This window comes from Phytobacter sp. MRY16-398 (assembly GCF_003925915.1).
Classification (GTDB): domain Bacteria; phylum Pseudomonadota; class Gammaproteobacteria; order Enterobacterales; family Enterobacteriaceae; genus Phytobacter; species Phytobacter diazotrophicus.
Genome location: NZ_AP018756.1, coordinates 57320 through 69484 on the forward strand (window position 1 = coordinate 57320; position 12165 = coordinate 69484).

Sequence of the window (12165 nt, forward strand, 5' to 3'; positions counted from 1 at the left end):
CCGGAGCTTAAAATGAACAGATACAGCAACAAAGTGGTGGTAGTGACTGGCGGTACCAGCGGCATCGGCATGGCAACAGCAAAAGCCTTCGCTGCAGAAGGGGCGCATGTTTACATCACCGGGCGTCGCCAGGAAGCACTGGACAATGCAGTACAGGCCATCAGCGGCAGCGTGGTCGGCGTGCGTGGCGATATGGGACAACTGGCCGATATCGACCATCTCTATGATGTGATTCAGCAACAGCATGGTCAGATTGATGTGCTGGTGGCGAATGCGGGCGGCGGCGACTTTGCGCCTCTTGGTGAAATTACCGAACAACATTACGAGCAGACCTTTAACACCAACGTAAAAGGCGTACTTTTCTCCGTGCAAAAAGCGCTACCGCTGCTCAAAGATGGCGCCTCCATTGTGTTGACGGCCTCGACCACCAGCGTGAAAGGTACGCCGGCATTCAGTGTTTATTCGGCCACCAAAGCGGCGGTACGTAACTTTGCCCGTAGCTGGATTCTGGATCTTAAACCGCGCCGTATTCGCGTCAATGCCGTAAGCCCTGGCCTGACCGATACCGCCGGACTGAATGAGCTGTTTGGCGGTGGTGAGCAGGCGGAAGGCACCAAATCCTGGCTCTCCGAACAGGTACCATCAGGCCGTATTGGCCAGCCTTCAGAGGTTGCTAGCGCCATCACGTTCCTCGCCTCGGATGATGCGAGCTACATCAACGGTATCGAGCTGTTTGTTGATGGTGGCCTGGCGCAGATTTAATGTATAAGTGTTGCCCCGCATCAGGAAGGAAAGGTGTGGGGCAATGACGTATATCCCATTGACATATCCCGTTCATTATTTGAGCTTATCGTGTAAATTTTCACCAGTAGAGGATCGTATGGAAAAAACGACACTCTTTAAAAGTAATCGCAGCCAGGCCGTACGTTTACCTAAAGCGGTTGCTCTGCTTGATGATGTGAAACAGGTTGAGATTGTGGCATTAGGCAGGACACGGATAATTACTCCTGCTGGAGAAGCCTGGGATAGTTGGTTTGATGGCGAGAGCGTGAGTCCCGACTTTATGGGGGCGCGAGAGCAGCCAGGGGAGCAAAACAGGGAAGATTTTTAATGCTGAAATATATGCTGGATACCAACAATACCCGCGAATTTGAGCGGGTCCCTGGAATGCGTTTGTCTGACTGGACGATTCAATGATATCTGAGGTGAGTCTTAGAAATAGACTCCCTCTGGATTGTTGATGCATAAATCCTTTATGCCTAAAACACAAAAGCATTTCCATAAATAGCAATTGTTAAAAGTAACTATCCATTCCTGGTATATCTCGATACATCCGCAATAACCCCGTGGTAGACTCGCCTTATAAAATATATCGGCGTCATCTAATTTATAACAACTGAAATAATCATTTTCAGGGAAGGTGAAGTGTGCCTGATTGGTTATCGTTAGTAATAGATTCATTTTGGCCAATGCTGTATGCCGGGCTGACATTTACTATTCCATTAACATTGATTACCTTCGTCCTTGGATTAATTCTGGGGTTCGTTGTGGCGTTAATTCGTTTATATGGACCTGCGCCGCTGAAAAGCCTGGTGCGCTTTTATGTCTGGATTATTCGCGGCACCCCCTTACTGGTGCAACTGTTCCTTATTTTCTATGCATTACCGAATGCGGGTATCACGCTCGATGCGTTTCCATCGGCGGTGATTGGCTTTACGCTGAATATTGGCGCCTATACCTCGGAAGTGATCCGGGCGACCTTGCTCTCGGTGCCAAAAGGCCAGTGGGAAGCGGCACACTCCATCAGCATGAGCTGGAGCCAGTCGCTGCGGCACATCATTTTGCCACAGGCGGCGCGCGTGGCGGTTCCGCCATTATCAAATACCTTTATTTCGCTGGTAAAAGACACTTCGCTTGCATCGGTGATTACGGTTCCGGAGATGTTTCTCGCCGCGCAACGTATTGCTGCCGTCACCTACCAGCCGCTTATTCTTTATAGCGAAGCAGCGCTCCTCTATCTGTTGATCAGTTCCGTCTTATCGTATTTACAGTCGCACCTGGAAACCCGATTAGAAAGAAATACCGTGGTTAAGGAAAATAATAATGATAACGCTATCCGGAATTGAGAAAAGTTTTGGTTCGCAGAAAGTACTGCACGATATTTCTCTTACGCTTCCGGAGGGCAGCGTTACGGCATTAATTGGTCCCTCCGGTAGTGGAAAAAGTACATTATTACGCTGTGTCAATTTGCTGGAAATTCCGCAGGCCGGAACGGTGAAAATTGGCAGCGAAGATATTTCATTTAACGGACACGCCAAACCGAAGAAAAAAGACATCCGGCGCATATGCCAGCAGACCGGCATGGTCTTCCAGAACTTTCAGTTATTCCCACACTTAACCGCGCTGGAAAACATCATGCGTGGGCTGGTGGTGGTGCAGAAATGGCCCGTTGCCAAAGCCAAAGCGCGGGCGGAAGAGTTACTCACTAAAGTGGGCATGCTACATAAACGCGACGCCTGGCCTGCCATGCTCTCTGGCGGCCAGCAGCAGCGCGTGGCGATTGCCCGAGCGCTGGCTCCGTCGCCGAAAGTTTTGCTCTGCGATGAACCGACGTCGGCGCTCGATCCTGAATTGTCGCTGGAAGTCGTTGCCGTCCTGCGCCAGCTCGCCCAGGAGGGGACAACCATGTTGATGGCGACACATGATTTACGGCTGGCGGCGAATATCGCCAACCAGGTTGTCTTCCTGGAGTCCGGGCACATTGTGGAGAGCGGCACCTCGAAAGCCATCTTCACCCAGGCGAAAAAGACGCGAACACAACTGTTTATTTCCACCCTGACCGACACCCTTCCCGATTCCTGGGAAATTTAAAACAACAACACGGCAACTCTTTAAGGAGCTAATGATGAAAGTATTAGTCACTGCATTGCTGGCAACCGCCATTCAACTGAGCGTTTCCCATGCTGCTTTCGCGGCAGACGATCTGGCCACTATCAAATCTGCCGGGGTGTTAAAAATCGGCACTGAAGGCACCTACCCGCCGTTCACTTACCATGATGCCTCCGGGAAACTGGTGGGGTTTGATGTGGAGATTGGTCGAGAAATCGCTAAACGTGTTGGCGTGAAGGCGGAATTTGTCGAAGGCAAATGGGATGGCCTGATTGCAGGGCTGGGCGCTAAACGCTACGACGCGGTCATCAATCAGGTGTCGATTACCCCGGAGCGTAAGGCGAAATTTGATTTCTCCGAACCCTATATTTCCTCCAAAGCGGTGCTGATTGTTAATAGCAATAACACGGCGATCAAGAGTTTCGATGACCTCAAAGGCAAGAAATCTGCCCATACGCTGACCAGTAACTATGCGCAACTGGCGCGTAAATACGGCGCGGAAGTGGTGGGGACCGATGGCTTTGACCAGTCGGTATCGTTAGTCGCCCAGGGGCGTGCGGATGCCACCATCAACGACAACCTCTCATTCCTCGACTTCAAGAAACACAAGCCGGATGCTCCGGTGAAAATTGTGGCGTCGCAAAATGATGCAGAACAGGTGGGTGTCCTGATTCGTAAGAATGAAGGGGAGCTGCAACAGGCGATCAATAAAGCCCTGGACGGCATTAAAGCTGACGGGACCTACCAGAAGATTTCCAATACCTACTTCGGGACCGATGTCTCTAAATAACCGGTCAGCCGCAGCGGTCATTGCGCCACTGTAGGTTTTAAAAAAGGGCAGCAGTTGCACGGGAGAGCCAGGGGCAAACTGCTGCCAAAAGTACAACGTTTACTGCGCTTTTTCTTTTATTAGCATTGCAAGGACAAAGAACACGGCGACGAAAGCGATGATGAAGTTAAAGCCCGTCGAGATACCGTAACTGTCGGAGACCTGGCCTATGACCGACCCGGCCAGCGCGCCGCCGAAGCCAGAGGCGACATAAATCAGCCCCATCACCGAACCGCTTTTGCGGGTAAGGCGCGTGGCAATGGCTGCCGCCGTCGGGAACAGCACGGACATGGCAAAGCCGAACAGCATGAACAGGTAGACGAACTCCACTACCAGCATGCGGCTGACGATGATGGAAACCAGCGACAGAATCGAGAACCAAATCAGCGTCCGGCGCTCGCCCAGTTTCAGGGTGATAAAACCGCCAATCACGCGGCCAATGGTAAACAGCCCGGCAAACGAGGAAATAACATAAGCGGCTTTCGCAGCCTTACCGGCGGCGTCCAGGTCTGCGATATCGAGTGCGGCGTAGAAGATCGGGAAGAAGTTCAGGAACGCCGCTTCGGCTGCCACATAGAATAGCAGGAAGGCGATCACGATCATGATGCGTTTCTGGGTCAGCAGCTCGATAAAGTCGCTCAGCTTCATGCTGGACTGGGCATTGCTCTCCAGCTTCAACGTGCTCAGAACCAGCACCAGCACGGCGACGATAACGGCGATGCCAACATAGAAGGCGCGCCAGGAGACACTGTTGGCGAACAACTGATGCAGGATCAGCGGGGTGACAATCATCCCGACGCCAAACATGGCGTTGGAAATATTGAACATCATCCCGGCTTTGTCTTTATAGAAGGTCGGAATGACGGTCACGATGGAGACCATCATCGAGCCAATGCCCAGACCAATCACCAGATAGAAACCAAAGAACAGCGCCACGGTATAGGCAAGACTGGTGCCCATCAGGCCGACAATCATCAGCAGCGAGCCGACCAGCATCATGATTTTCAGACCTTTTTTGTCGGTCAGGTAGCCGGTCAGCAGGCTGGAAATCAGAAAGCCAATCTGAAACAGGGTAATTAACGTCCCCACCTGGCCCATATTGAGATCAATGCTGTGCTGTACCTGTTCAAGAATCAACCCTTTAGTGTTCTGAATCCCGCCCAGCAAAAACATGGTCATAAAGAGCAGGAAAAAGACTTTCCATTTTTGCGCATTCGTCATTATTGAGCTTCCTTGCGTAGTTCATGTTCTCCGATGGCGTCAAACAACGCCTGATCTGCCCATCCGTAGCAGTAATAGAGCAGGTCATCGCAGGCGCTGGCTTCTGCGGCGCGTACCGCTTCCAGCAACTGTTCTGGCGGCAGATTCCACATCTGAATGCCGCTGAAAATAAAAGTACCTTTCTGCGAGAGCTGGCGTACCCGGTCGTTTTGCTCTTTGACGAAACTGATCGGGAAGCCGGAGGCTTTAAAGTCCTCGTAGCTGAGCGCGTAAGGCAGGTTGAACAACTTTTTAAACGCCTCAAAAGCGGGTTCATGCGCGGCTTCATCGCAGGCAAAGAAATTGACCAGCCCCTGTACATCCGCACCGCCCCCGAGTTTGTGGTAAGGGAAGTGTTTCAGCGTGCCGGAAAGACGCGTCAGCGCGCGATAATCCTGCCCGAGGATCCAACTGTAGGCCGGTGGCCACAGGTCGAGCCAGAAATGGATATCGCCAATGTTCTCTTTCGCGTTTTTCAGGATACGTTCGACCAGCCCGGTAACGCTTTGTTGGCGAAACGCAACCCAACGGGCAATGATGGGGTTATCGCGAAACGCCTCGACGGGATAAGCGAAGTCCCTTTCGGCAAGGGCGGCAGCGATTTTATCCAGCTCGTCTTTGACCACCTCTGGCGCGAGATCCTGCGCTTTCATGGCCTGCTGGCAATGCGGGCAGAAACAGGTAAAAAGCCCGGCGGGATTGACCTCTTTTCCGGCCCAGTCAGGAAAGCGGATACGGTCAATCAGGAAGGTGTCGTAACCGTAAAGGCTCTTGATGCGGCTGAACGTTTTTTGCCAGTAATCGGCCACATCCGGCGCATTGGGGCATAGCCAGTACTTGATGACCCGGCCACGATAATCAACGACCTGGTTGTTGGCGATATCACCACTAAAATCCCCGTTCAGGATGTTTACCCAGGGAATCACTTTATAGCGAGTGCCTTCTGTCGCCTGTTGAACCCGGCGCAAAGGGTCGTTGCCCGCCAGCACGCCGGGATCTATTTTCTGCTGCAGACGCGTATTGGGATTATCAATATTGACGTGCAACATGCCGTTGCCCATTACCGATTCGTGTACCGGGTTATGCGGTAATACGCCCACGGGGTACGGATTACGTTCAAAAATGGTATTTAATTCGACAAATAAATGTTCGACGTTCTGCATGCCGTCTATGCGTTGCAGAATGTTCTCCATTCCTTCGTCCAGAATATCGTGCGGATGCAAATGGATTCCTGCCATTATGTTCTCCTTGTCGTCAGGTGACTGGCACTAATTAATTTGTGCGTCTGGCATAAATTGAATTGCGGGATAAATAGCGGAAAGCGCCAGAATGGCGATGCCATAAAGCGGTGCTTTTTCGCGTAATTCTGATAATTCCACGGTGACGTGGGTATTGGTGAAAAGCTGTCTGTCGAGAGTGGCCTGCACACGGGGTAAGAAATAGTCCGCCACGTGGGTGACGCCGCCGGTTAACACCACTTTTTGCAGGTTTGCCATCGCCACGAGATTAATAATCCCCATGGCTAAATAATCGGCCATCTCATCGAGCAGTGCGCAGGCCAGTGGGTCGCCCTTGTGTACGTATGACATTATCTTTTCCAGCGAAAGCGTCTGGTTTGTCAGTTCTTTAAACCTGTCGCTGATACCAGAGCCTGAGCAGTAGCTTTCAAAGCACCCCTTATTGCGCCAGTTTTTATAGAGCTGGCCGCGGTTAAAAATCATGTAACCAATCTCGCCCGCTGCGTTATTGGCACCACGAATGATTTTACCGTCCATCAGCAGCGCTGATCCTAAGCCAGTCCCGATGCCAATCAGCGCGGCGCTGTTGCTGTTGCGACATTTTCCGCACCACATCTCGCCCACCAGCGCGGCACGAATGTCATTCTCCAGGATGACCGGCAGAGAAAGCCGCTTTGTTAGCTCATCCGCCAGGGGAAGACTGGACCAGTCAGGCAGATTGGGCGAGCCCTCCAGTACTACGCCATTACTGATATCGATAATGCCGGGCGTCGCAAGACCAATGACGCCAATACGGCGATGTTCAACGCCACTTTCCACGATAAAACTGGCGATGCTGTTGGATAAAAGGTCAATAAAGGCATTACGATCGCCGGTCTGGTAAGTCGCTTCGCGTTTTTCATACAAAATCGTGGCATCGAGATTAAACAGCGAAAAGGTAATTTTCGTTCCGCCCAGATCGATGCCAATCCCCAGCCTGGCGTGCGGATCAAAATTAATCAGAATGCCTTTTCTTCCCTGCCCGGTTTGTTCGCTGACGCCGCCTTCAAAAATGATTTTCTCCAGCAGTAAATCGTTAATAATTTCTGAAACGGTCGCTTTGGTCAGTCCACTGATTTTAGCGATTTGCGCGCGTGATAATGGGCCCTGCTCACGAATGATATTGAGCACCAGCGTTGCGTTCATCTGGCGTAAGGTATTGGGAACCACAGGCGTCATAATGAATACCCTTTAGTTTGCTTTCCATACTTAATCGTAAGTATTAACTGACTTCGATGTCCTTTTTTGCGTATTTATTGCCAAGAATAAGGTTTGTGTAAAGTGTTTTTGCTTATTTAGTTTGTGTTCCATACTAATTTATTGAGCGCTGTCACATGCTGCTTTTATTTAGCGCTATGGTATTTTTTTAATGAATTTTTAGAGGTTGTTTTATTTGTTTTTTAAATATTTTAAGGGGTGATTATAGGGTTTGTTTTATATGTCGCATCAATATTTTTAAGCTGTATTATTTGGGTTTTCATGCAATGAAATATAAAAAAGGAATATAAAAGCCCGGATACGCTGACGCTTATCCGGGCAACACTTTGTTCTCTCTGAGTGTTGGGATGAGGGGGGAAGACCTACATCACCATACTCGCCAGCAAGATAAACAGCAGGCCGCAGATGGAGAGCAGGGTCGACATCAGCGTCCAGGACAACAATGTCTCTTTGGTGGTCAGGCCGAAGAAATCCTTAATCATCCAGAAACTGGCATCATTCACGTGCGAACAGATGCAGGAGCCCGCCCCCGTTGCCAGCGTAATCAGCGCCAGATTGGTATGAGGGTGCGCCGCCAGTAGCGGAATGACTAGCCCGGCCGTGGAGATCGCCGCCACCGTGGCTGAACCCAGGCAGATTCGCAGGAACGCCGCCACACCCCAGGCCATCAGAATCGGGTTGATATCCATCCCCGACACCAGCGTGGAAATGTACTGACCCACACCGGAGTCAATCAGCACCTGCTTAAACGCACCGCCGCCGCCGATAATCAACAGCAGACCAGCAATCCCGGCAATCGCTTTGCTACAAGAATCCATCAGTTCCGAAATGGTTTTTCCACGCCCCACACCCATGGTGTAAATCGCGAACAACAGCGAAATCAGCATGGCGATAGTGGAGTTCCCCAAAAACAGAAAGATGTTATAGAGCGTGCCAGGATCGCCTGCGTCTTTCGGGCGGGCCATTTGCATAATGGTCACCAGCGCCATCAAAATCACTGGCAGCATGGCGGTTAAAAAGCTGATGCCAAAGCCTGGCATTTCGCTCTCGCTAAAACTTTTCGTCGCGCCGAGAGAGGCAATATTGCCCTCTTTTTTAAAGGCATCCGGAATTAAACGCTGGCACACTTTATTCAGCAGCGGACCGCAGAGAATAAAGGTCGGAATACCCACGATAATGCCGTAAATCAGCACCATCCCGACATCTGCGCCATATTCACGGGCGATCACGGTAGGGCCTGGGTGCGGCGGCAGAAAACCATGTGCAACCAGCAAACCGGAGAGCATCGGCACGCACATATACATCGGTGATATTTTCGCTTCCCGGGCGATGGCGAAGATAATCGGCACCAGCAGTATCAGGCCGACTTCGAAAAAGAGCGCAATCCCGACGATAAACGCTGAACAGACCACCGCCCAGTCGAGTTTCTTCGCACCGAAATATTTCAGCATGGTCAGCGCGATACGCTGTGCGCCACCCGCGTCAGACAACAGACGCCCAAGCATCACACCGAAACCAAATATCAACCCAATATGGCCCAGCGTACCGCCAAGGCCAGATTCGACCGAGGTGACAACTTTATTCAGGTTCATTCCACTGGCGATGGCGACCCCGATTGAGACGATAATTAACGAAACAAAGGTGTTTAATTTTATTCTTATAGTTAAAAGCAGGAGTACAGCAATACCTGCCACGACGATAAATAGTGGCATAACGTCCTCTCTTTCCAGGATACAGATGTGATCTACCAGACTGCCTGAATCAGGCAGCCGAATAATAAATAATTTAATAATGGGTATGTCTTAACTCAGGGTTTATTAATATAGTCCTGTAGCGCTTCACTAATTTTATTAACGTCATAAATACAGCCGCGCCATGTCCCGCCGCTCACGGCCTGCAGCATTGCCCAGAGACGTGTATCATCCGGCAATTCCGGGTCAGGCATTAAATCCGGATGCGTATTGCGGGCATTTAATATTGCGGCCGCTTCCTCACGCGATGGCAAAATAGTATCGACATCGGTTCCTAAGAAATTCACCTCCCCATGAAGTTGTTTGCAGTCGATTTTAATTTCAATAATATCTCCGGTACGTAGCTTACCAATCGGCCCACCCGCCAGAGCTTCTGGCCCGACGTGACCAATACAGGCCCCGGTTGAGACGCCGGAGAAACGGGCATCGGTAATTAACGAGACATGTTTACCGTATGACAAATGTTTCAGCGCGCTGGTGACCTGATAGGTCTCCTCCATTCCCGTACCGGAGGGGCCTGCGCCAATAATCACCAGAATATCGCCCGCTTTAATTTTGTCGTGTTTGATATCGTAAATGGCGGCTTTTTCCGAGAGGTACACTTTCGCCGCGCCTTTATGGTAATAGACGCCCTCTTCATTAATCACCGACGCATCAATAGCCGTGGACTTAATCACCGATCCTTCCGGCGCGATATTGCCCACCGGGAAAGTAATAGTAGACGTCAGCCCACGTTTAGCGGCCTGTTGCGGCGACATAATCACATCGTCCGCTGCAACCTGTTCTTGCTTAAATAACAGCTCTTTGAAAATCTGTCGACGTTCAGACTGCTCCCACCAGTCGAGGTTTTCCTTGAGCGTGTTGCCGGTGACGGTCATGACATCTTCATGCAGTAAACCCAGGCTGCGCAGATGCAGCATCACTTCCGGCACGCCGCCTGCCATAAAGGCATTAACCGTCGGGTGATAGACCGGGCCGTTCGGCAGCACGCTCACTAAGCGCGGCACCTGCTTGTTAATGCGGATCCAGTCTTCCACGGTTGGGATATGACAACCCGCCTGATGGGCAATCGCCGGGATGTGCAGCAGCAGGTTGGTGGAACCGCCAAAGGCCGCGTGAACCATCATGGCGTTTTCAAAGGCTTTATCGGTGAGAATATCCTTCGTAGTGATGCCTTTCCGGGTCAGTTGCAGCGCTGCACGGGCGGAAGCGCGGGCGATTTCCTGCCACACCGGTTCGCCTGATGGCGCCAGAGCGGAGTGGGGGATTGCCAGCCCTAACCCTTCGGCCACCACCTGCGAGGTGCCCGCCGTGCCCAGGAACTGACAGCCGCCGCCGGATGATGCGCAGGCCTGGCATCCCGCCCGACGAGCGCCCTGCAATGACAATTCGCCATTGGCAAAACGCGCGCCAATGGTTTGCACTTTGCCGTTATCTTCGCCGTGCAACGCAGGCAGCGTCGCGCCGCCGGGGATCAGCACCGTGGCTTTGTCATGCTGAGAGGCGAGCGCCATCATGGTGGCGGGCAGCCCTTTGTCACAGGTCGCCACGCCAATCACCGCTTTGGCATCCGGCAGGGAGCGAATCAGGCGGCGCATCACCATTGAGGCGTCGTTGCGGTAGGGCAGCGAGTCGAACATCCCGGTCGTGCCCTGCGTGCGGCCATCGCACGGGTCGGAGACATAGACCGCGTAAGGCAGGGCGTTATTGTGTTTGATAACGTCTGCCGCCGCTTTCATCTGGATATCCAGCTCGTAGTGGCCCTGGTGAAGCGCCAGCGCGACAGGTTTCCCGTCTGGCCCGCGAAGCCCGCCCAGCGTGCTCAGTAGCAGAATGCCATCACGGTTAAGCTCGTCTGGCGACCAGCCCATCCCGGCATTCATCGTCATACCAAAAATATCGCCGCTGGGTCGGTTGATCAGCATATCCGGGGTCAGAGGCAGCTCGCCTTGCGGGCCAGCGGCATGCGTCCTGACGCGGTAAATCTCCCGGTTGTCGTTATCAAATATTTCGCGAACAGACATGGTGTTCCCCTTATTGTTTTAAAATTCCCTGAGAGGCCAGGATCGCCTTCACTTTTTCTTTTCCTTCCGCCGACGCTTCCAGAATCGGCGGCAGGCAATACGTGTTCACCGGGAGCCCCACGCACTGCATGGCATATTTGATGAGCGAGACAAACGGGGTTTCCAGCGCATAAATCGACGGCAACTGGAGCAATTTTTTATTGAGCGTGGCGGCCGTGGCGAGGTCGTTTTCCTGCCAGGCACGATAGATGCCGATGGATAACTCCGGCGCGAAGTTGGCGCTGGCGGTAATCGACCCGTCACCGCCCAGCAGCAACGTGTTGAGTAAGTGGTCGTCATAGCCGCAGAAAACGGAGAAATCCGGGCGCACTGCTTTGACGGTGTTAATCATTGCGCGCAGGTGACCGACGCTGTCGATGGTATCTTTAATGCCAACGATGTTGTCGTTTTGCAAAACCAGGCGTTTGACGGTCTCCGGCGTTAAGTCCTGGCCGGTCAGGTCGGGGAAGTTATAGATGATCACCGGCAGCTTTACGCTTTGCGCGATGCGGTGGTAATAATCGTCGAGGTTGCGCGGGGCGACTTTCCAGTAATAGGGGTTGATGGCAACAATGCCATCCGCGCCACAAACCTCAGCGTGCTGCGCCAGTTTTACCGCTTCGTCGGTGGAGGGAGAGCCCACGCCAATCAGCACAGGAACGCGTTTATCCGCTGTGGCGACCGCCGCTTCGGCGAGCGCCATCCGTTGGCTGGTGTTCATCTGGCTGAATTCCCCGCCGGTCCCCAGATAAAACAGTCCGTCGACCCCTTTCTCAATCAGGAAATCTGCGACCGCTTTCATGGCGGTTTTATCGATATTTCCGTCGTTATCAAAGGTGCTGGAGACCGGCGGAATAATTCCCCTGAACTTTTTCATT

11 protein-coding genes are annotated in these 12165 nt (G+C 52.2%); 5 read left to right on the forward strand and 6 right to left on the reverse strand.

The genetic code is table 11. The annotated features are described in order from the left end of the window. The first annotated feature begins 12 nt into the window (after positions 1-12). The 5 genes from MRY16398_RS00295 (at position 13) to MRY16398_RS00315 (ending at position 3679) form a co-directional block, all read left to right on the forward strand. Complete coding sequence (locus MRY16398_RS00295; protein WP_125123695.1) at positions 13-762, forward strand: SDR family NAD(P)-dependent oxidoreductase; 750 nt, start codon at positions 13-15, stop codon at positions 760-762. A 118-nt stretch (positions 763-880) separates the two neighbouring features. Further along, a complete protein-coding gene (vapB, locus tag MRY16398_RS00300) occupies positions 881-1111 on the forward strand; it encodes a type II toxin-antitoxin system VapB family antitoxin (RefSeq protein WP_125125614.1) in 231 nt (76 codons plus the stop codon). Positions 1112-1427: 316 nt separating this feature from the next. Further along, positions 1428-2126, forward strand: a complete 699-nt coding sequence (locus tag MRY16398_RS00305; protein WP_272879237.1) for an amino acid ABC transporter permease — start codon at positions 1428-1430, stop codon at positions 2124-2126. Next, positions 2104-2871, forward strand: a complete 768-nt coding sequence (locus MRY16398_RS00310) for an amino acid ABC transporter ATP-binding protein (protein ID WP_039080076.1) — start codon at positions 2104-2106, stop codon at positions 2869-2871. Before MRY16398_RS00305 ends, MRY16398_RS00310 begins: the two co-directional genes overlap by 23 nt. 34 nt (positions 2872-2905) lie before the next feature. Continuing rightward, positions 2906-3679, forward strand: coding sequence for an amino acid ABC transporter substrate-binding protein (locus MRY16398_RS00315; protein WP_039080077.1), 774 nt, complete (start codon positions 2906-2908; stop codon positions 3677-3679). Between the two features lie 99 nt (positions 3680-3778). Here MRY16398_RS00315 and MRY16398_RS00320 read toward each other — a convergent pair whose 3' ends face one another. The 6 genes from MRY16398_RS00320 to MRY16398_RS00345 all read right to left on the reverse strand — a co-directional run bounded on the left by MRY16398_RS00320 (position 3779) and on the right by MRY16398_RS00345 (position 12164). Beyond that, a complete protein-coding gene (locus tag MRY16398_RS00320; RefSeq protein ID WP_108700423.1) occupies positions 3779-4939 on the reverse strand; it encodes an MFS transporter in 1161 nt (386 codons plus the stop codon). Further along, complete coding sequence (locus MRY16398_RS00325; RefSeq protein WP_125123696.1) at positions 4939-6216, reverse strand: hypothetical protein; 1278 nt, start codon at positions 6214-6216, stop codon at positions 4939-4941. The genes MRY16398_RS00320 and MRY16398_RS00325 overlap by 1 nt, the downstream gene beginning before the upstream one ends. Positions 6217-6246: 30 nt before the next feature. Next, positions 6247-7434 carry an ROK family transcriptional regulator gene (locus tag MRY16398_RS00330; protein WP_039080080.1) on the reverse strand — a complete coding sequence of 396 codons (1188 nt, stop codon included), beginning with the start codon at positions 7432-7434 and terminating at the stop codon, positions 6247-6249. Positions 7435-7835: 401 nt separating this feature from the next. Next, on the reverse strand, positions 7836-9185 hold the full coding sequence (locus MRY16398_RS00335) for a GntP family permease (protein WP_039080081.1): 1350 nt from the start codon (positions 9183-9185) through the stop codon (positions 7836-7838). Positions 9186-9280: 95 nt separating this feature from the next. After that, entirely contained in the window at positions 9281-11248 is a 1968-nt protein-coding gene (locus MRY16398_RS00340) for a YjhG/YagF family D-xylonate dehydratase (protein ID WP_125123697.1), read from the reverse strand. 10 nt (positions 11249-11258) lie between these two features. Continuing rightward, positions 11259-12164, reverse strand: a complete 906-nt coding sequence (locus tag MRY16398_RS00345) for a dihydrodipicolinate synthase family protein (protein WP_110296012.1) — start codon at positions 12162-12164, stop codon at positions 11259-11261. Position 12165: the final 1 nt, after the last annotated feature.